Origin of the sequence: Rufibacter sediminis (genome assembly GCF_014269285.1) — a bacterium.
In the GTDB taxonomy this organism is placed as follows: Bacteria; Bacteroidota; Bacteroidia; order Cytophagales; family Hymenobacteraceae; genus Nibribacter; species Nibribacter sediminis.
Map to the genome: position 1 here is coordinate 176,643 of NZ_JACOAF010000020.1, position 19,488 is coordinate 196,130.

Sequence of the window (19,488 nt, forward strand, 5' to 3'; positions counted from 1 at the left end):
AGGTAGTGCAAAGGACTGAAATAGGGCAAGCGGTTTTCACCCTGAGAAGCGTACGATTCTGCCTGTGAATGGGTGCTACCTCTAAGAGAAACAAGCCCGGCAGTACAGACCGCCGGGCTTGTTTTCACTACGTTTTCTGAAAAGAAGGCCTAAAATAACTTACCGAAGAGGTTTCGGCATCACGGGTAAGCTCTCGTGGCCTTCGGCGTCTACGGCCTGCACGGCAAAGAAGTAGTTGTCTTTGGAGTACGGCAGGGTAGTGGTAGTGCCTTCCACGTAGATTTTCTTTTCCCACATAGGCGCCGAGGTATCCCGCATAAGCACGTAGTAACCGGCCGGTTTCTCTCCTTTGGCCGGAGCGTTCCAGCGCAGCTCGGTCTGGTTCGTGAGGTTGCTGGTGACCACGCCCACTTCCTCCGGGGAGTAAGGCGCCAGGGCCAGGTTAGACAGGGTAGCCAGGTTCATGACGGTGTTCTTGCGGACGTACTCAAAGTCTACGTGCTCCGGGAAATCGCCGTAGGCGATGCCTTTCTCGGTGCGCACGTTCTGGTGCTGGTATTGGTAATTCTCGTTCATCTCACACACCCTTATGGCCGTGAAACCCGCCTGGCTGAATGGCGTGTGGTCGCCGCCGCGCAGGAAACGGTCAGTGCGGTAGTTCAGGACCACTTCCAGTTGCGGCACGTAGCGGCTGGTCATTTCTTTCATGTAGCGGGCCAGCTGGCGGCTACGGCTGTCGTTCTCGCCACCAATGCTTTTGCGTAGCGCGGTCATCTCCGGGGTTTCAAACGCAGGTACGCCTTCCGAGAAAATCCGCACGCGGGTGTTGTCTTTCAGGTTGGTTTCGTCTGAGAAGGAGTTCCCGATCATGTCATTGTTGAGCATGGCCACCAGGTTCCAGTTTTCTTTCTTGGCCCGCTCGGCCAGATGCTTGGCTCCGTACAAACCTTGCTCTTCGCCCTGCACGCACACAAAGATGATGGTGGCCGGGAACTGCTGCCTGGCCATGACGCGGGCCAGCTCAATGACGGCGGCGGTACCGGAGCCGTCATCGTTGGCGCCGGGCGCTTTGCCGGTCACGTCCATGATGTCGGTGTTGCGGCTGTCTATGTGGCCGCTCACAAGGAACACGCGGTCATCAGTGGGATCTGTACCTTTGAGGGTGGCCATCACGTTGGCGAACTCGGTGTCCTGCGGTACGCGACGGCCATCGGCTTTCACGATGTATTTGTCCTGAGTCACGGTCATGCGCCCGCCCGAGGTGGCGGCGGCTTTCTTCAGTTCGGCCTCAGCCCAGTTGCGGGCGGCGCCAATGCCTTTTTTCTTGTCTTTGACCGAACTGAGCGAGTGGCGGGTCTCAAAGCTCACCAGACCGCGCACCAGGCGCTCCAATTCCTGAGCCGAGACCTGCTCGGTCATGGTTTTGATCACAGGGTCTACTCTGACAATGTTCTGGGCGGGTAAAAGAATGGGGGAAAAAAGTAAGCCCAACGCCACGGCGCTTTTGCGGGCAAACGAGGAAACAGGAGGAAACATAAATAGAAATCTGGGGTTGTTGGTGTAATCAGACTCGTAATTTCCGGAATAATTGGCAGAAACCAATACAGCGGGCAGATCAGGGAGGAAAAATGGGTTTTAAGCCTCGCTTTTGGAAAGTAGCTGATAAACAGAAGGTTGAAAATGTTCTCCGTGGAACAATTGGGCGGGAAGCAACGTGAAGCGGGGTTAGTACGTTTTACTTGAACCACCAACTGCAGAAACTATGAGTCAATCCGTGTCACCCGGCAAAGAATTTTTGAACAGTGTCCATTACTACTATGACCAGGCTGCCCAGCACTCCAAACTCCACTCCGGTATTCTGTCGCAGATCAAAATCTGCAACAGCGTGTACAAAGTGAACTTCCCGGTAGAGGTAGATGGGCAGGTGCAGGTGTTTGAAGGAATAAGAGCCCAGCACAGCCAGCATAAATTGCCTACGAAAGGCGGTATCAGGTACAGCATGCACGTGGACGAAGACGAAGTAGTGGCGTTGGCTACCCTGATGACCTTCAAATGCGCCGTGGTAGATGTCCCTTTCGGGGGAGCCAAGGGAGGCGTGAAGATCAACCCCAGAACGTCTTCCGTGGAGACCTTGGAGCGGGTGACCCGGCGCTTTGCCTCGGAACTCATCAAAAAGAACCTGATTGGCCCGGCCGTTGACGTGCCTGCACCCGATTACGGAACCAGCGGACGCGAGATGGCTTGGATTGCCGATACCTACCATACCTTCAAATTTGGTGAGACCAACGCGCTGGGCTGCGTGACCGGAAAGCCGGTGGGCCAAGGCGGGATCAGAGGTCGGGCCGAGGCGACAGGTCTTGGGATTTTCTTCGGGTTGCGCGAGGCCCTGCAGGACCCGGCGGTACTGAAACCCCTGGGGCTCTCCAGCGGCGTGGCTGGGAAACGCATCATCCTCCAGGGAATCGGGAACGTGGGTTACCACGCCGGTAAGTTCCTGCAGCAAGACGGCGCCATCATCATTGGCGTAGCCGAGCGCGAAGGCGGTATCTACAACCCAGACGGACTAGACATAGACAGCATTTTCTATTATCGGAAGCAAAACACCAGCTTTGAGGGCCACCCGGGCGGCACCTTCATCGCGAACTCCATTGAGATGCTGGAATATGACTGCGACGTGCTGCTGCCGGCCGCGCTGGAAAACCAGATTCACAGCGGCAACGCCGAGCACATCAAAGCCAAGATCATTGCCGAAGGTGCCAACGGTCCCATTACACAGGAGGCCGAGCGCGTGCTCCATGCCCGCGGCGTCGTGATCCTGCCCGACCTTTACCTGAACGCCGGCGGGGTGACGGTCTCGTACTTTGAGTGGCTCAAGAACCTTTCCAACGTACGCTTCGGGCGGATGGGCAAACGCGCCGAGGAGGCCAGCCTGAAACGTCTGGTGAACACCATTGAGCAAACCACGGGCAAAAGCCTTTCCGCGGAGGAAAAGCTCCTCATCATCCACGGGGCCGATGAACGCGACCTAGTGTACTCCGGCCTGGAAGACACCATGATCACCGCCTACCAGGAGATGCGCGAAGTGACCCACCAGATCAAAGGCATCACGGATCTGCGTACCGCCGGGTTCTACACTGCCATTGAGAAGATTGGCGTGAGCTACCAGTCCCTGGGTATTTTCCCGTGATGGAGATTGGCTGTTTCAAGGCCTTTTTGGCAAAACAAGCTCGAAAACGGAACGCTTTACCGAGGTTTAGGTGAGGCGTTTCGTTTTTTCTTGCGGTGTTTGTAGGTTCCGTGGATGTTGTTTTTATGAAGTATGTAGTCCGTTTATGCTGGCGAAGGGCTGCTGTTGGCGTGAGGCATGCGGTTTGCTTTTGCTGGCGGAAGGCTGTTTATACCTTGGGAATGCAGTTTGCTTGTGCTGGCCGAGGGCCGCTGTTGGTGTGGATGCATGCTCTTGGCTGTTTCATGGTTTCCCTCCGTGCGCTCACGGCCGCGAGGCCCCGCCTTCCGGGCTCGCGCTGTACCAGCTTCCTTTGCTCCTTGCAGTCGCAATGCCTGCGGCACCGGAACCTGCTTAGGCGCTCACCCGAAAGGCTGGAACTGGTGCGTTTAGCAGTAGTCCCTACCAATTGAGGCAGCAAACCACCCCCAACCCCTCCTTAGCCAAGGAGGGGAGCTTTCCAGCAAAGCCTTATTTCCCTCCTCGGATCTGCAGAACTTTATTCCCCTCCTCGGAGGGGGTAGGGGTGGGTTACTCTACCCAGGGCTTAAGTCTGTGACTTGGACCCAAAATGACTGGCAGTTTGAAACCTCCGTGAGAATAAGAAGAATGAAAGCAGTGTTCCCTTTATAAAGGCAAAAGGAGAATGTTTACACCTGCCAGTCTTGGCGCTCCTACTATTTGCTGAATGTAGAGACAAGGCATGCCTTGTCTCCTGCGTGCCCTCCGCAACTGCCGGTGATTACCTGCAAAAACATACCCACAAGAGGTGCCCCTACATTGTAATATCTGAAATAATCTACCAACTCATCCGCCGTTGTTGGTGTTCTCACCAACAACCTGAATTACCTCTCTGATTGAAGGAACATTCACATGCTATTTTTGGCCTATTTTCTCTAAAACTGCCTCAAAACGTCTAAAAGAGGACAAGAGACGTTATTTCAGGTAGAAAGTGTAATTTCCCCCCGGTAGCGACTACTAATACCTCAAACCTTTACGTACTACGTTGGAGAATCCGGCCTTACGCGCAGAATTTGTGAAGCTCATTGCCCAGGATCAAGCCTTGATCCATAAGGTGTGCAGCATGTACTGCCGGGACCCCGAGGAGCGGAAAGACCTGTTTCAGGAAATAGTCCTGCAACTTTGGAGGTCCTATCCTACGTTTAAGCACGAATCCAAGGTAAGTACCTGGATGTACCGGGTGGCCCTGAACACCGCCGTCTCTAGTTTCCGGAAAGAAAGCCGCCGTCCCTTCCACGGTTCCCTCTCTGACATGGACCTGCAGATTCCGGCCGCGCCAGATACCTCCGCCGAGTATGAATTGAAGATCAAATACCTCTACGCCGCCATTGACCAGCTCTCTCAGGTAGAAAAGGCCATTGTGATGCTGTACTTAGAAGATAGAAGCTACGACGAGATGGCCGAGATCATAGGAATCACCAAATCAAATGTAGGCGTGAAGTTGAACCGCATCAAAGCGAAACTAGAGAAGCTGTTAACCCCGGTGTATGATGAAATTAGATAGCCTCAAAGATACCTGGAAGGTGTACGCAGCCCAAGCGGCGGCGGCGCACCAGGTGACCGAGCACCAGATTGCAGGCTTATTGAAAGTCCGGACCGAGAACGCCTTGACCAAGCTCAAGCGGAACATCTATTTCGAGATGATCTTGCAGGTGGTTACCATTCTGCTGGCAGGCGTTGGAGCGGTTCTCTTTCGGGAAGACTCGGTATTTCTGGTGCTGTGCATGGTAGTCATGGTGGTGTGTCTGCCGTTTCTAGGTTATTTCTGGGCAAGGCTGTCGTATGTGAAGAACCTGAACGTGACCACTGAAAACCTGCGGGCCACGCTGAGCAACCTCATTGAAATGCTCACCGGGCTCACCAGACTGTACTTCTGGACCAATATGCTGCTAGCGCCCATCGGGTTGGCTGTCGGCCAACTGGGGTATTTGAAACTAGTCAAAGGCCTCAACCTGTCCCATCTGCCCTGGGAGCAGATGTACCCGCGCCTGACCTTCGGCTTTTTCATCGGGGCGGTGCTGGGCTACTTCTTCCTGAAGTGGTACATCAAGCAAATGTTTGGCGACCATCTCAAAGCGCTGAAAGGGGCGTATTGTGAGTTGGAGAGTTTGGAGATAGCAGCGTAAAGGTTTCTTCCCAAGCTTTAATCGATTTTCCAGAATTTATAAGTGTGCACGTAGTTTGCTTGTTCTGGCGGAAGGCTGCAGTTTGCGTAGGTGCATAAGCTGGGCTGTTTCATAGCTGGGCTCCGTGCGCTCACGGCCGCGAGGCCCCGCCTTCCGGGTTCGGGCTGTTGTTTTAGCCTTGGCCAGCAGGCCTGCCGCCTACGCGGCACCAGGTCTAAAACAAAGGCGCTCTCCCGAAAGGCTGGTTTTGGTGCGTTTAGTGGAAGTTCCTACCAATTGAGGCAGCGAACCACCCCCAGCCCCTCCTTAGCCAAGGAGGGGAGCTTTTCAGCAAAGCCTTATTTCCCTCCTCGGATTTGTAGAACTTTATTCCCCTCCTCGGAAGGGTAGGTTACTCTACCCATGGTTCAAGACTGTGACTTGGACTCAACATGACTGGTAGTTTAAAACTGCCGTGTGGATAAGATGAATGAAAGCAGTGTTCCCTTTGAAGGCGAATGTTTACACCTGCTAATTTTGGCGCTCCTGATATCTGATCATGTAGAGACAAGGCATGCCTTGTCTCTGTTTCTCTCCGCAAAACGGCACCCATAGAAGAAAGCCCTTACAAAAGGGGCCCTACATTTTACCTTCTTTAGATAATCTACCAATCTGCCAACTCATCTGTGCCGTTGTTGGTGTTCTCACCAACAACCTAATCTACGCTTGCTTCTGCGTTTCAGCTTGATCGCCGCCATCCGTAGAAAAACTTGCCTAAAGTTGTAAGAAGTAAGCAGTTTGGGAGACTAATTTGTCAAACAGGCTTTCTTATCGTCCTATCTCTATGATTAGATTACTACTATCTCACCAATGGAAAGAGTCTACCCGTTCCAGTGTCTGGCAGAAGAACCTGGCCGTGAATCTGGTGCTGGGTTTCTTTATGCTTCTCATGCTGCTGTATGTGGTGTTGCTGAGTGTATTCCTGGACAAAATCATAGAATGGGGCTTGCCGGGGAAAGATCCGGTGGCGGTCATCAACGGGGTGATGCTCTATTATTTCCTCCTGGATCTGGGTATGCGGTTTGTCATGCAGGAACTGCCGGTCCTGAGCATTCAGCCGTACCTGCATCTGCCGGTGGGCAAAGGAAAGCTCGTGCATTTCGTGCTCTGGAAATCCATTACCAGCATGTTCAACTTTCTGCCCTTGCTGCTCTTCATCCCGTATGCGCTCAAAATGCTGCCCGAGGTGTACGGATTGGGAGGTGCCTGGAGCTGGGTGGCGGGGCTTTTCCTGCTCACACTGGTCAACAACTTCCTGACGCTGTACTTCAAGCGTCAACTGGCGGAGAAGCCGTTGGTAACCGTGGGTTTCCTGCTGGCGGTGGTAGCCTTAGCCACGCTAGATTACCTGAACTACATTTCGTTGGGAACAGCCTCCGGGGCGTTCTTCCAGGCCATGGGGCAGAACCCGGTGTGGGTGCTGGTACCGTTATTGGTGCTGGTGGGAGTGTACCTGATCAATTACCGTTTTCTGGTGGCGCACACCTATCCAGAGGAAATGCGCGTCCGGAAACAATCCAGAATAGACGGCTCCGCTGAGATAGGATTCCTGCAGCGGTTCGGGGAGTTGGGCACCTTGATCGGGTTGGAACTGAAACTGATCATGCGCCACAAACGCCCGAAATCCACCACCATGATGTCCATCTTCTTCCTGGCGTACGGGTTCATCTTCTACACGAACAAAATGTACACCGACGGTTTTGCGATGCTCATCTTCCCGGGCATCTTCATGACCGGTTTCATGATGCTGAGCTACGGGCAGTTTGTACCCGGCTGGCAGAGCGCCCATTTTGACGCTCTGCTCACCAAGCGCCTGAGCCCGTACACGTTTTTCCTGGGGAAATTCTGGCTGTTTGTGCCTGCCTGTACGGTCGCCTACCTGGTGACGCTGCTCTACGGCCTCATGCCCAACATCGGCGGAAAGATCATGCTCATCAACACGGCGTGCTTTCTCTACAACATCGGGATCAACACCTTTGTGGTGCTGTATCTAAGCACCTACAACAAAAAACGGATCGATCTGAGCAAGAGTGCTTCCTTTAACTGGCAAGGCGTAGGGGCCTCGCAGTTCATCATGATGCTACCCGCCCTCCTGATTCCCATCCTCATTTACCTGCCCTTCGGGCTGATGGACAACCCATGGTGGGGAGTTGCCGCCATGGGGCTTACCGGCCTCCTAGGGTTCATTTTCCATAGACAGCTGCTGGGTCTGGTGGTGAAACGCTTCCAGCAGGAGAAATACGCCATTGCGGCCGGTTTCCGGCAAGCTTAGTTTTTACCTCGATTTCTGAAAAATAGCCTCAAAACGATATGATTGAAGTACGCGACCTCCAAAAGAATTACAACGGCGTTACCGTGGTGAATATCCCGGGGCTGACCGTCCAGAAAGGCGAAACCATTGGTTTGGTAGGCAACAACGGGGCCGGCAAGACCACCTTCTTCCGGATGATTTTGGACCTGATCCGGCCTACCAAGGGCGAGGTGTTCAGCAAGGGCGAGAACGTGCGCTCCACCGAAGACTGGAAACAGTACACCGGCTCGCACCTGGACGAAGGCTTCCTGATCGATTTCCTGACGCCGGAGGAATACTTCGCCTTCATCGGCAAGCTGAACGGCTTAACCCCCGGCGATGTGCAGGCGTTTCTGGACCGCTTCCGGGATTTCTTCAACGGCGAGATTCTGGAGCAGCGCAAGTACATCCGCGACTTCTCCAAGGGAAACCAGAAGAAAGTGGGCGTAGCCGCCGCCGTCATGTCTGACCCCGAGCTTCTGATCCTGGATGAACCCTTCGCCAATCTGGACCCCAGCTCCCAGATCAGGCTCAAGAACCTGTTGAAAGACCTGAAACGCCAAGGCATGACCCTGCTCATCTCCAGCCACGACCTGAGCCACGTGATTGAGGTCTGCGACCGCATTGTGCTGCTGGAAAAGGGCCAGGTGGTAGAAGATATGAAAACAAACGAAACCACGCTCCAGCAGCTGGAAAGCTACTTTAACGTCTAGTTATCCACGGGTAATCTCTGTGGAAAAACGTACTTGGCAAGAGGAGTAATCCACATATAGAAGAAGCGGAGAGTCCCCACGTTTTAGAGTCTTTTTCAAGAAAGGAGCCCTAAAACGCGGGGACTTTTCGCTTTACAGCAAACTCTTCCATTAACTTTTCTTACAGGAGTGTGATTGGCAGCGCTACCTCCTTCGCACCTGGTTCAGAAAGGTTAAGCGAAAAACGTTTGCCCTTGCTGCGTGTTTTCACCAGCAACGTGTTTTCACCAGCAAGCGGAATGGCGCCAGATGTCGCTCAGTGAGCACATCAACAAGGCCTGTAAAGCGATTTTGATGTTGAGCAGCGGTTGAGTGAGCGCGGAGGTTCCCGCTTCCTCATGCGCATTTAAGCAGTTTTCTGTTTTAAGGCTCTTTTCAGGAAAGAAGCCGCAAAACGCCTGAGGCGGCTGTGCGTAGAGGAATACCACACAAGAAGCCATGGATTCACTCACCCACGCTGCATTAGGGGCCTGTCTTGGCGAACTCCTGCTCTCCCGGAAACTGGGCAAGCGGGCGCTGCTCTGGGGAGCCGTCGCCCAGAATCTCCCCGATCTGGATGTGATTGCCGCCTTGTGGCTTTCTCCGGCCGATAACCTGCTGGTTCACCGGGGAGGTACTCATTCCTTTCTATTTGCCTTCGTGGTGGCGGGGCTATTGACGGTTTTGGCGGGAAGGTGGTACAAAGACCGGCATATTCCCTGGGCTCAGTTCTTCCTGTTTTTTGCCCTCCAGCTGGTGGTGCATGACCTGCTGGATACCTGCAACGCGTACGGTACCGGTTTGCTGGAGCCGTTCAGTGACCAGCGTTTTTCCTTTCACCTGCTGTACGTGGCAGATCCTTTGTTTACCCTCTGGCCGCTTCTGGGGGCGTTGGCGCTGCTGATCATGAGCAGAACCAAGCCTGCCCGGTGGCGGTGGGCACTAGCCGGTTTGGTGCCGGCCGGGCTGTACCTGCTTTTCGCCGGTTACAACAAAGCGCAGGTAAGTACCCAGCTGGAAGCCTCGCTGGCGCGGCAAAATCTACCGTACTCAGAGTTCTTCGTCACGCCTACACCGTTCAACACGTTTCTCTGGTATGCCGTGGCGGCTTCTCCGGACGGATATCAGATAGGTCATCGCTCCGCATTCGCGCCGGAGGGTTTTGTGACCGATTTCCGGTATTTCCCCAAGAACCAGCAACTGTTGGCCTCGGCGGTAAGCCAGGAGGAAGTACGGGAACTGGAGAAGTTCGCCAAGGGCTATTACACCGTAGAGCGCTGGAATGATACGCTAGTGTTCAACGTGCTCCGCTACGGCCAGATGCAGGGCTGGCAAAACCCCGATGCCCGGTTCACGTTCCATTATTTCCTCAGTCCGCCGGGCGTAGACAACAAGCTGGTCATGCAGCGCGGCCGCGTGCAAGGCTGGTCCCGGGAAACCCTCCGGAACATGTACCGAGTTATCTTCGGGGAGCCGGAGGAAAGGCATTGGGCTGAGAATAAAGAAGAATAGACGCAACTGACTGGCGGAAGTCTGCGGAAGAGGATTGTGGGGGAGGAAAGCTTCAGGCACCAGTTTGCTGGAAATAGCATGTAACAAACCTGAACCATATTACCTGTGACGTACCTGCTGAATAGCGTAGACTGGCTGCTTCTCTGGAACATCGTGTACTTTACGGTGCTGGTGGCGGTGTGCCTGCGCATCATCTATGACACGGGTTCCACGTCTAAAACGCTGGCGTACCTGCTGCTGGCCATCTTTGTGCCGGTGGCAGGCATCCTCATCTACTTTTCCTTCGGAATCAATTACAAGAAGCGGAAGATCTACACCAAGAAATTGATTGAGGACGAGATTTTCCTGCAGGAACTGGAGGAGCGCGTGCACACCTATTCAGAAGAGATGCTGGTGGCCCATGACGGCACGGTGCAGGGCTTCCAGGAACTGGTGAAATTGTTGCTCAACGACGGCCTCAGTCCGCTGACCGGCGGAAACTGGGTGAAACTGCTGGTCAACGGCGAGGAGAAGTTCCCCGAGGTTTTGCAGGCGCTCAGCGGGGCCCAGCACTACATCCACCTGGAGTACTACATTCTGGAGAACGACACCATCGGGAACCAGATCAAAGACATCCTGGTCCAGAAAGCCCGGGCCGGGGTGGAGGTGCGCTTTATCTACGACGATTACGGCAGCCGCTCCATCCGGGGGAACTACGTGAAAGAGCTGCGGGCCGCGGGGGTGGAGGCGTTCCCGTTCCACAAGGTCCATTTCCTGCTGCTGGCCAACCGGCTCAACTACCGAAATCACCGCAAGATCATCCTCATTGACACCAAGACGGCCTTCGTGGGCGGCATCAACGTGGCCGATCGTTACATCAATCCCCCCACCGAGACCAAGCGCCTCTACTGGCGCGATACGCACCTGCGCATAGACGGGCCCGGCCTGTATTACCTGCAGTACCTTTTCTTCTGTGACTGGAACTTCGCCTCGGGCAAACTGCTGCACCCAAATAGAAAGTATTTTGTAGCCAAACCCGTTCCCAACGCCAACACGCCGGTGCAGATTGCGGCCAGCGGACCAGACTCGCCCATGCCCACCATCCTGTTCTCCATGCTGCAGGGCATTTACCTGGCGCAGGAAGAAGTGCTCATCACCTCGCCCTACTTCATTCCCGGCGAAAGCATTCTGCAGGCGCTCACGGTGGCGGCCTTGGGCGGCGTACAGGTGAAGTTGCTGGTGCCGGGCATCTCAGACTCGGCGCTGGTGAACGCGGCCGCCTGGTCGTATTATGACGATATGCTCAACGCCGGGGTAGAGATTTACCTGTACCAGAAAGGCTTCATCCACTCCAAAACCATGGTGATTGACGGAGCCGTGAGCATGGTGGGTACGGCCAACATGGACAACCGCAGCTTTGAACTGAACTTTGAGGTGAACGCCGTGGTGTACGAAGCGGCCATCGCGCAGCAGCTCCGCGACCTGTTTTACCAGGACCTTCGGCACGCCGATAAAATTGACCTGGAAAAGTGGCGGCAACGGTCACACGTGAAACAATTCTTCGAGAAACTGGCCCGGCTGCTCTCGCCGCTGCTGTAAAAAGCGAAGAATAAGGAATGCGTTTTAGCCCTGTTTTGCTCGAAATGGCCTTAAAACAGCTTACAGATCGAAGCCCAGCTGGCAGCGTTGCCCCATCAAAGCCGAGATGTTCTGGCGCAGCTCCAGGTTGGTCTTGATTTCCTTGAACTCCTGCTCAGACCGCACCTTGATTTCTTTCCGTTGGATGGCTTCAATAAAGCGGCGGGCATCCTCTGGGGTTTCCAGGAGCAGGCCAGGTACTTTGGCGGGCTTGTCGTCTTCGCCTTTGGCCACCATGGTGAAGTACGAGGTGTTGGTGTGCTTCACAAAGCCAGATTTCACGTTCTCCGCGATGACTTTGATACCCACCATGAGTGAGGTTTTGCCCACGTAGTTCACCGAGGCCATCAGGCTCACCAGCTCGCCCACTTCCACCGGCTGCAGGAAATGCACGCCATCTACCGTCACCGTCACGCAGTAATTGCCCGCGTGCTTGGCCGCGCAGGCATACGCTACTTTGTCCATGAGCGACAGCAGAATGCCCCCGTGGATCTTCCCCCCGAAGTTGGCGTAGCTGGGAATCATGAGCTCAGTGAGCGTGGTGCGGGATTGGGAAACCGGACGGAATAAATCGGGCTCAAGTCTGGGTGGCTGCATGCTGGTTTTGGGGCTGTTTTCCTGAAAATAAGGCTAAAACGTCAGAAACTGATGCAGCGTTGTACCACCTTTTACAGAAGGTGCAGTTTCCAGGCCTGGTCTGCCAGAATAAGCCCTGAACTGAACACCATGATCAGCAGGAACGTGAGGGCCGTGAGCCGGGCTTTGTAGCCTCTGGTCTGGCAGGTGGCATAGGTGAGGTACCCCAGAATCCCGATGACCAGCAAAGGCAGGGTGTAGGTGCCCAAGCCTAACGAGTGGCTGATCCTTCCTTCGTCATTGAGGTTGATCATGTTCATGGCACCCGCCAGAAACCGCATGTACAGGCACGTGAGCAGAAACGGGAAGAGCCAGCGGAGCTCTTTTCTCTTCAGGAGCAGATACACGATGAATGCCTGCAGAAGCGTGATCATAGGCCCGGCGGCGCTTACGAGATTGTAATGGCTGGCATCTGCGTATCTCCCGGAGGTTGGGTACGAGCTGTTCAGCGTCAGGGTCATGGGGTTGCCCAGTAGTTCACCCATCGTCCAGTGGGCAAACTCGTGCAGAAGCCACGTGAAAACAACTGCCGCCAGCGTTGCCAGCACGTACTTCAGATTCTTCATTAGGATGCGTAGAAAGGCGAGCGTGCAAATGAAAGGAGTAGGGAAAGAGAGGGAACTACAGGAAGATCACGTCGTCTACTACCTGCTCGCCCATCTCGGCATTGATCAGGACCATTACTTTTCCTCTGGCCATGTTGAGTTCATGCTTAAGTGGGGCCGAGGTCAGGCGCACGTACAGTTTGCGGTTGCGCACAAACACTTCCTGCGTTTTCATGGAGATGGCTTTGCCCATGATCTTTTCCCAGGAGCTCACCAGCTGCACCTCGCTCAGTTTTCCGTTCAGTTTATAGGCTTTGAGCATGGCATCAATACTGTCTTTCAGGGAGATAGTATCGGCTTTGCGCATGAACGGACTTCTGGGGTTAAGCGGACGCAGGGACATAAGAGCTGATTTTTAGTGGAGCTGTGCTGCTAAGGTACTGCAATTGTGCACGGGTTGGAGGGGTTTGGGCCAGATGAATTTACCCACCCGGTTATCCCCAGAACCAGCCCAGTTATGCACTTCCTGTTTTAAGCCTGTTTTACGGAAAACACGCCTAAAGCGCTTCCTCCTGATACGAGACTTCCCTTCTTTTTACGGTGATGCAGGAGATTTTTATTTAAGATCCGTGAAGGTGCTGGTTGGTGAGAACACCAACAAGGGGGAGTAGTCTCAATGGCGTGGAAGGTGGTTCCCGGCGAGTCTGGAGACTCGCAGCATCCCAAGTCACGAGACTGAAGTCTCGCGCCAGGGGTATTCTACCGTTAAAGACTCCGCTGTTACTCTGCCACCCGCAGTTGTTGGTGTTATCACCAACAACTTCAAGAGCGGTTCAGAATCAATTGGCCAACAAACCAATCACTGACAACTAATCACGGGCAACGAAGAACTATTCTTCGTCTTCTTCAATCGTCTCGGCGGTGCCTTCGGAGATTCTGAACCGGCGGATGTTATTGGACAGGGGTTGCAGGATTTTATCGGTGCGCTCCAGGTGCGTGTCCGTCAAAAAGATCTGCCCGAAGGTGTTGTTTGCGACCAGTTGCATGAGCTGTTCAATGCGTTTCTGATCCAGCCGGTCAAAAATATCGTCTAAGAGCAAAAGCGGTTTTTGGCCGTTTTTCTGAGAAAGCACTTCAAACTGCGCCAGCTTAAGCGCGATGACATAACTTTTCTGCTGCCCCTGCGACCCGAAGTTCTTCACGCTCTTGCTGTCCATCAGAAACACAAAATCATCTTTGTGCGGGCCCACGGTGGTGCGTTGTAGGAGCAGGTCTTTGCGTTGGCTCTGGTCCAATAAATAGGCGTAGTTCTGGCGTGTCAGTTGGCTCTGGTAGGCCAGCGTGACCACCTCGTGCGAGTCTGAGAGGTGGCGGTAATGGCGCTGGAACACGGGTTCAAAGGTTTCCAGAAACGCGGCTCGCCTAATGCTCAGCTCGGTGCCCAGGGGCATCAGCTGCTCGTCCAGAATCTGCAGGTACTCTTTGTCTACGTAGCTCTTCTCATAGAACTGCTTCAGGAGCGAGTTGCGCTGTTTGAGCACGTAGGTGTATTGGATGAGCAGATCCAGGTAAGAATGGTCCAGTTGGGCCATGAGGGAGTCAAAGAACTTACGGCGCTCCTCGCTGCCTTCCCTGATCAGATCGGTGTCATAGGGAGAGATCAGGACTACCGGGAACTTGCCCACGTGCTCGCTCACCCGCTCGTAAGGCGCTTTGTTTAAGGTGATAATCTTTTTCTGCCCGTTCTTTAAATAACACTGAACGGCACTTATTTTCTCTTCGGTTTTAAACCGGCCTCGTACAATAAAATAGTCCTCGCCCTCTTTGATGTTCTGCAGGTCTGAGGAGGTAAAGGCGCTTTTGGTGAGCGACAGGTAGTGGATGGCATCCAGCAGGTTGGTTTTGCCGCTGCCGTTGTCGCCAATGAAACAGTTGATGTGCGAAGAAAAAGGCAGGGTGGCTTCCTCGTAGTTCTTGAAGTGCAGGACGTGTAGATTTTCGAGGAGCATGAACTTGTTTACAGATTTTTACTTAATTTCGCATGTTTAGAATACCTTACAGGACCAAACCAGGGCTAAATCTACTCTGAAAAAGCCGTTTGGCAAGTCCTGATATTTTTTGACTTAACCCTTACCAATACCCATACAGTATGGCAGAGACGAAAGCAGCGAAGACGAATGATGCGAAAAAGGCAAAGGTAACCGCTGCCCCAGCATTTTCAAAAGAGACCTACATGCGCTGGTATGAGATGATGCAACTCATGCGCAAATTTGAGGAGAAAGCCGGTCAGTTATACGGCCAGCAGAAAATCAAAGGTTTCTGTCACCTTTACATCGGGCAGGAAGCCTGTGCGGCCGGTGCCATCACCGCGCTCACCAAAGACGATAAATGGATCACCGCGTACCGCGATCACGCGCATCCGCTAGGATTAGGAACTTCTCCTAACGCCGTGATGGCCGAGCTGTACGCCAAAGCCACCGGTTGCTCTAAAGGCAAAGGCGGTTCCATGCACATTTTCGACAAAGAAGTGAATTTCGTGGGTGGCCACGGCATTGTAGGCGCGCAGGTTCCGCTTGGCGCTGGTCTGGCCTTCGCCGAGAAATACAACAAGACCGGCAATGTGTCCATCACCTATATGGGTGACGGTGCCGTACGCCAGGGTGCCTTGCACGAGGCCTTCAACATGGCCATGCTCTGGAAACTGCCCGCCATCTTTGTGGTGGAGAACAACGGCTACGCCATGGGTACCTCGGTGCAGCGTACGTCTAACGTGACCGAACTGTATAAACTTGGTTTGTCTTATGACATGCCGTCTGAGGCCGTGAACGCCATGCGTTGCGAAGACGTGCATGATGCCGTAGCCCGCGCCGCTGAGCGTGCCCGCGCCGGTGAAGGCCCAACCTTCCTGGAATTCCGGACTTACCGCTACAAAGGTCACTCCATGTCTGACCCCGCTAAGTACCGCACCAAAGAAGAGCTGGAAAGCTACCGGAACCAAGACCCCATTGAGAGTGTGCGTTTCACCATCCTGGAGAACAAGTTCGCTACTGAGCAGGAACTGGAGGAGATTGACAACAAGATCAAGGCCCAGGTACAGGAATCTGTGGAGTTCGCCGAGAAGTCTCCGTACCCTGCTCCAGAGGAATTATACACCGATATCTACGTAGAGAAAGACTATCCGTACGTGATGGACTAAAAAACCGAGGCCGTGGGAACCCCGCACAACAAATTGGGGTTCAACGGACAAGGCTTTTTCAAGAACAGCATCTAAATCTTATTATTATATTCACTGATGTCAAATAACACAATCAAGCGCGAAGACGAACTGAAGCGGGAAGGCGAGTACGAGCTATTGGAAAACCCAGATGCGCTAGCCGACCGTCTGTTGAAGTCTGAGAACTTTGTGGAGCGTAACAAGAACCTGTTCATTGGGATTTTTGTAGCTATTGCCGCCGCCGTGGTAGGTGGGTTCCTGTATTACCAGAACCAGCAGACCAAGAACCAGGAGGCATTGGCTGCCATGTTCCAGGCAGAATATTATTTAGAAGCTGATTCTCTGAGCAAAGCCCTGAACGGCGATGGCCAAAACGATGGTTTCAAAGCGGTAGCCGATGAGTACGGCAGCACCAAAGCCGGTAAACTGGCCAACTTCTACGCTGGCGTGGTTTCTTTGAAGCAAGGCAAATACCAGGAGGCGCTGAACTACCTGGAGGAATTCAAGTCGGATGACTTGTTGCTGCAAGCCCGCGCTTACAGTCTGCAAGGTGATGCCAACCTGGAGTTAGGCAAGAAAGAAGAAGCTGCTTCGCTGTACAAGAAAGCCGCCGAGCACAAAGCCAACGACTTCTTCTCTCCGCAGTACCTGATGAAAGCTGCCGTAGCCTACGAAGCCGCCAACCAGTACTCAGAAGCCGTGGAAGTATATGACCGCGTAATCACTGATTATCCCCTGAGCCCAGAGGTACCCGACGCCAAGAAATACAAGGCACGGGCCGAGGGATTAGCCAAAAAATAAGGCTCTTTAAAAGATCCTGAACACAGAGCGGCTGCTGAAATAAAATTCGGCAGCCGCTCTGTTTTTTTATGCAATTTTGCGTAGAACCGTTTCCGGGCTGTTTTTGGTAAAATGCGCCTAAAACCCGTTCCTCCCAAACCCAATCTATAAACACCTGCAACAATGGCAAGCGCCCTTAAAAACCTCAGTACCTATAACTCAGATAACTTACCAGACATCTCCGGCAAAAAGTTTGGCCTGGTAGTGGCCGAATGGAACAAAGAGATCACCGATACCCTGTGCAAAGGAGCCTATGACACCCTGATCCAGCACGGCGCCAAACCCGAGAACATCTACCGCAACACCGTGCCCGGCTCCTTTGAGTTGACGCTGGGCGCGCAGTTCCTGGCCCAAAGCAACGAGATTGACGCAGTCATCGCCCTGGGCGTGGTCATCAAAGGCGAAACCAAGCACGATGACTACATCTGCCACGCCGTCGCTCAAGGTCTGACCCAGGTAGGACTTAAATTCAACAAACCGGTGATCTTCGGGTTGGTGACCACCAATGACGAGCAGCAGGCCTGGGACCGCGCCGGTGGCAAGCATGGCAACAAAGGCGTGGAAGCCGCCGCAACCGCCATCCAGATGCTGAACTGGGTTAACTAAAGCTTCTCCTGCGTCTGGAAAGCTCCTATCATGTGCTGAGAAGTTGAATCGCTCTTACTTAAGGTGATTTGAGACCAGCAGAAAGTGCTTAGGACAGATGTAGGACAATAGGCAACAATCAGCAGAAAGGGCCACCCGAACTAACGGGTGGCCCTTTCTGCTGATTGTTATTTAACGAAGTTTCTTTCTGGTAATTTAGAGCGCGTTTTAGGCCCATTTTTCAAAAAATAGGCTTAAAATGGAGAGTTATATACTGCCCCAATTAGAACGCCAGACCCAGCGTTAGGCCCGCCCGGGGACTGAATCCACCGAAGGTACCCAAATCAAAGTCTTTCTGTTCGTTTCCGCCGCTTACCGTGGCCGCGTTGAAGCCCGGCCCCGCAAAGGCATCTACTACAAAGTGCTTGCCCATGATCAACTGGTAGCCCACCAGCGCCCCGCCGCCAAACGAGGTAAGCGTGCCCCTGGCGTTATCTTCTTCGCGGGTGAGGTCAAAGTCCTGGTACCGGAGGTAGCCAGCGCCATAGAAGCCACTGGGCGCGTTGCCGGAGAAGAAGTACCGTACCTCAGGCGTGATGCCATAGCCGTCAAAGCTGGTGTCTTTTACGTTCATGCCGGTTTTGAAGAAACCCACTTGGGCGCTCATCTGCGGAGAAAAGGCGTACTCGGCAAAGAAAGAACCGGTTTTTACAATCGGGCTTAAAATATTGGCCTTCAGGGTGACGTGTTGCGCCTGCACCAGCGAGGGGAAAAGGAACACCGCAAAGAGGGCGAGCACTGCAAAAAACTTCTTCATATAAAGGAACAGGTAGGATTCTGGAGCGTCTATCCATAAATGGTGCCAACAAATCTAAGAACTGAATCAGACCCAAAATCTGGGCTGTAAACTAAGAGAATTGTAAGTTTTAGCGGCCATTTTGTTACTCTATTTAGTTTTCCGAAATATTAGCTGTATTTTTGCGCAAAAAATAATTAGCCAAGGCTTTTATTCCTGAGAGGAACGTATAAATTCTCCGTGCTTTTATGCGAAAAAACCTTCCGGTGAACAGCCCGTCTAAGATTGGATACTAACAAACTATACCATAACCGTTACGAACCCTAAAGCCATGAGTGAAGAAAAACAGCGGTATTCCCAAGAGGAATTGAACGAATTTCAGGAAATCATCATTGAGAAACTAAATAACGCCCGCAAAGAGGTTGGTTTCATCAAAGAAACCTTGAGCCGCAGGAATGATTCTGGAACTGACAATACGGCCTCTACTTCCAAAGTTCTGGAAGACGGAGCCGATACCCAGGAGAAAGAAAACCTGAACCAGCTCGCCTCCCGGCAGTTGAAATTTATCCAGCAGTTGGAGAACGCCCTCATCCGCATCAAGAACGGAAGCTACGGGGTGTGCATCAAATCTGGTAAATTGATCCCGAAGGAGCGTTTAAAGGCGGTGCCGCACACGCAGCACACCATTGAGGCCAAGATGAGCCGCAACGACTAATTAAACCGCAGACAATTTGAACCTGTTACTGAACCATCTTCAGGCGCTGATTTTTTGTGCCACCTCGCCGGTGACTATTGAGGAACTGCAGAAATGCCTTTCCGAGGCGCTGGTGACTGAGGTGAGCGTAAGTGATGTATTGGAGGGAATTGAGCAGTTAAACGCTCAATTCTCTACCGATGCCTTTGCCTTGCAGATCTACGCCATTGGCGGGGGGTATCAGTTTTTGACCAAGCCGGCCTATCAGGACTCGGTTAGTATTTTACTCAAGCATAAGTCCAAGAAGAAGCTGTCGGCTTCGGCACTGGAGACGTTGGCCATCATCGCCTACAAACAACCCATCACCCGTTCTCAGGTAGAGCAGATCAGAGGCGTCAGCTGTGACTACGCCATCCAGCGGCTGCTGGAGAAAGGTCTGCTGGAGATCAAAGGGAAAGCCAACACCATAGGGCGCCCCGTCCTGTTTGGTACCAGCCAGAAGTTCATGGAGTACTTTGGCATCAACCACCTCAAAGACCTTCCGCAGCTCAGAGACCTGGCCCCGGAAGAGAACACCATCGGCGAGACCGCCGATCTCTAATCTAGCATCACATCC

General features: G+C 53.3%; 18 protein-coding genes. 12 read left to right on the forward strand and 6 right to left on the reverse strand.

Going from position 1 to position 19,488, the window contains the following annotated elements; translation table 11 throughout:
* Positions 1-159: 159 nt before the first annotated feature.
* Positions 160-1,536, reverse strand: coding sequence for a M20/M25/M40 family metallo-hydrolase (locus H7U12_RS07435; RefSeq protein ID WP_206683896.1), 1,377 nt, complete (start codon positions 1,534-1,536; stop codon positions 160-162).
* A 226-nt stretch (positions 1,537-1,762) separates the two neighbouring features.
* Here H7U12_RS07435 and H7U12_RS07440 point away from each other — a divergent pair, with 226 nt between their 5' ends.
* The 7 genes from H7U12_RS07440 (at position 1,763) to cls (ending at position 11,523) form a co-directional block, all read left to right on the forward strand.
* Positions 1,763-3,187, forward strand: coding sequence for a Glu/Leu/Phe/Val family dehydrogenase (locus tag H7U12_RS07440; RefSeq protein WP_186635328.1), 1,425 nt, complete (start codon positions 1,763-1,765; stop codon positions 3,185-3,187).
* A gap of 1,075 nt (positions 3,188-4,262) precedes the next feature.
* Entirely contained in the window at positions 4,263-4,751 is a 489-nt protein-coding gene (locus tag H7U12_RS07445; protein WP_255897301.1) for an RNA polymerase sigma factor, read from the forward strand.
* The gene (locus H7U12_RS07450; protein WP_186635334.1) at positions 4,735-5,373 is read left to right on the forward strand and encodes a hypothetical protein; all 639 of its coding nucleotides are present in this window, start codon (positions 4,735-4,737) and stop codon (positions 5,371-5,373) included. The genes H7U12_RS07445 and H7U12_RS07450 overlap by 17 nt, the downstream gene beginning before the upstream one ends.
* Positions 5,374-6,196: 823 nt before the next feature.
* Positions 6,197-7,684: a DUF5687 family protein gene (locus H7U12_RS07455; protein WP_186635337.1), complete on the forward strand. Its 1,488-nt coding sequence runs from the start codon at positions 6,197-6,199 to the stop codon at positions 7,682-7,684.
* Between the two features lie 38 nt (positions 7,685-7,722).
* Positions 7,723-8,415 carry an ABC transporter ATP-binding protein gene (locus tag H7U12_RS07460; protein WP_186635340.1) on the forward strand — a complete coding sequence of 231 codons (693 nt, stop codon included), beginning with the start codon at positions 7,723-7,725 and terminating at the stop codon, positions 8,413-8,415.
* A gap of 477 nt (positions 8,416-8,892) precedes the next feature.
* Positions 8,893-9,945 (forward strand): metal-dependent hydrolase, encoded by a 1,053-nt coding sequence (locus H7U12_RS07465; protein ID WP_186635343.1) that lies wholly within the window; start codon positions 8,893-8,895, stop codon positions 9,943-9,945.
* 105 nt (positions 9,946-10,050) lie between these two features.
* A complete protein-coding gene (gene cls, locus H7U12_RS07470; protein WP_255897302.1) occupies positions 10,051-11,523 on the forward strand; it encodes a cardiolipin synthase in 1,473 nt (490 codons plus the stop codon).
* A 60-nt stretch (positions 11,524-11,583) separates the two neighbouring features.
* Here the strand turns inward: cls and H7U12_RS07475 are convergent, their stop codons facing one another.
* From H7U12_RS07475 to recF, 4 genes are all read right to left on the reverse strand, one after another.
* Positions 11,584-12,159: an acyl-CoA thioesterase gene (locus tag H7U12_RS07475; protein WP_186635346.1), complete on the reverse strand. Its 576-nt coding sequence runs from the start codon at positions 12,157-12,159 to the stop codon at positions 11,584-11,586.
* A gap of 71 nt (positions 12,160-12,230) precedes the next feature.
* Positions 12,231-12,764 carry a hypothetical protein gene (locus H7U12_RS07480; RefSeq protein WP_186635349.1) on the reverse strand — a complete coding sequence of 178 codons (534 nt, stop codon included), beginning with the start codon at positions 12,762-12,764 and terminating at the stop codon, positions 12,231-12,233.
* Between the two features lie 55 nt (positions 12,765-12,819).
* Positions 12,820-13,146 (reverse strand): DUF721 domain-containing protein, encoded by a 327-nt coding sequence (locus H7U12_RS07485; RefSeq protein WP_241749215.1) that lies wholly within the window; start codon positions 13,144-13,146, stop codon positions 12,820-12,822.
* A gap of 487 nt (positions 13,147-13,633) precedes the next feature.
* Positions 13,634-14,752: a DNA replication/repair protein RecF gene (recF, locus tag H7U12_RS07490; RefSeq protein ID WP_186635352.1), complete on the reverse strand. Its 1,119-nt coding sequence runs from the start codon at positions 14,750-14,752 to the stop codon at positions 13,634-13,636.
* Positions 14,753-14,892: 140 nt separating this feature from the next.
* On the opposite strand from recF, the gene pdhA reads away from it, so the two are divergent.
* From pdhA to ribH, 3 genes are all read left to right on the forward strand, one after another.
* Positions 14,893-15,939, forward strand: coding sequence for a pyruvate dehydrogenase (acetyl-transferring) E1 component subunit alpha (pdhA, locus tag H7U12_RS07495; protein ID WP_186635355.1), 1,047 nt, complete (start codon positions 14,893-14,895; stop codon positions 15,937-15,939).
* A 96-nt stretch (positions 15,940-16,035) separates the two neighbouring features.
* Entirely contained in the window at positions 16,036-16,758 is a 723-nt protein-coding gene (locus H7U12_RS07500; protein WP_186635358.1) for a tetratricopeptide repeat protein, read from the forward strand.
* A gap of 162 nt (positions 16,759-16,920) precedes the next feature.
* Positions 16,921-17,403, forward strand: coding sequence for a 6,7-dimethyl-8-ribityllumazine synthase (gene ribH, locus H7U12_RS07505; RefSeq protein ID WP_186635361.1), 483 nt, complete (start codon positions 16,921-16,923; stop codon positions 17,401-17,403).
* A 262-nt stretch (positions 17,404-17,665) separates the two neighbouring features.
* On the opposite strand, the gene H7U12_RS07510 is transcribed toward ribH, so the two are convergent.
* A complete protein-coding gene (locus H7U12_RS07510) occupies positions 17,666-18,199 on the reverse strand; it encodes a DUF3575 domain-containing protein (RefSeq protein WP_186635364.1) in 534 nt (177 codons plus the stop codon).
* A gap of 310 nt (positions 18,200-18,509) precedes the next feature.
* Between H7U12_RS07510 and H7U12_RS07515 the strand changes: the two genes are divergently transcribed.
* Together H7U12_RS07515 and scpB are read left to right on the forward strand one after the other, a co-directional pair.
* A complete protein-coding gene (locus tag H7U12_RS07515; protein WP_186635367.1) occupies positions 18,510-18,893 on the forward strand; it encodes a TraR/DksA family transcriptional regulator in 384 nt (127 codons plus the stop codon).
* A gap of 16 nt (positions 18,894-18,909) precedes the next feature.
* Positions 18,910-19,473 (forward strand): SMC-Scp complex subunit ScpB, encoded by a 564-nt coding sequence (gene scpB, locus H7U12_RS07520; RefSeq protein WP_186635370.1) that lies wholly within the window; start codon positions 18,910-18,912, stop codon positions 19,471-19,473.
* Positions 19,474-19,488 lie beyond the last annotated feature (15 nt).

Coding starts and splice junctions, on each gene's coding strand:
- H7U12_RS07435 (WP_206683896.1), bottom strand. CDS start 1,536: ATGTTTCCTCCTGTTTCCTCGTTTGCCCGCAAAAGCGCCGTGGCGTTG.
- H7U12_RS07440 (WP_186635328.1), top strand. CDS start 1,763: ATGAGTCAATCCGTGTCACCCGGCAAAGAATTTTTGAACAGTGTCCAT.
- H7U12_RS07450 (WP_186635334.1), top strand. CDS start 4,735: ATGATGAAATTAGATAGCCTCAAAGATACCTGGAAGGTGTACGCAGCC.
- H7U12_RS07455 (WP_186635337.1), top strand. CDS start 6,197: ATGATTAGATTACTACTATCTCACCAATGGAAAGAGTCTACCCGTTCC.
- H7U12_RS07460 (WP_186635340.1), top strand. CDS start 7,723: ATGATTGAAGTACGCGACCTCCAAAAGAATTACAACGGCGTTACCGTG.
- H7U12_RS07465 (WP_186635343.1), top strand. CDS start 8,893: ATGGATTCACTCACCCACGCTGCATTAGGGGCCTGTCTTGGCGAACTC.
- H7U12_RS07475 (WP_186635346.1), bottom strand. CDS start 12,159: ATGCAGCCACCCAGACTTGAGCCCGATTTATTCCGTCCGGTTTCCCAA.
- H7U12_RS07480 (WP_186635349.1), bottom strand. CDS start 12,764: ATGAAGAATCTGAAGTACGTGCTGGCAACGCTGGCGGCAGTTGTTTTC.
- H7U12_RS07485 (WP_241749215.1), bottom strand. CDS start 13,146: ATGTCCCTGCGTCCGCTTAACCCCAGAAGTCCGTTCATGCGCAAAGCC.
- recF (WP_186635352.1), bottom strand. CDS start 14,752: ATGCTCCTCGAAAATCTACACGTCCTGCACTTCAAGAACTACGAGGAA.
- pdhA (WP_186635355.1), top strand. CDS start 14,893: ATGGCAGAGACGAAAGCAGCGAAGACGAATGATGCGAAAAAGGCAAAG.
- H7U12_RS07500 (WP_186635358.1), top strand. CDS start 16,036: ATGTCAAATAACACAATCAAGCGCGAAGACGAACTGAAGCGGGAAGGC.
- ribH (WP_186635361.1), top strand. CDS start 16,921: ATGGCAAGCGCCCTTAAAAACCTCAGTACCTATAACTCAGATAACTTA.
- H7U12_RS07510 (WP_186635364.1), bottom strand. CDS start 18,199: ATGAAGAAGTTTTTTGCAGTGCTCGCCCTCTTTGCGGTGTTCCTTTTC.
- H7U12_RS07515 (WP_186635367.1), top strand. CDS start 18,510: ATGAGTGAAGAAAAACAGCGGTATTCCCAAGAGGAATTGAACGAATTT.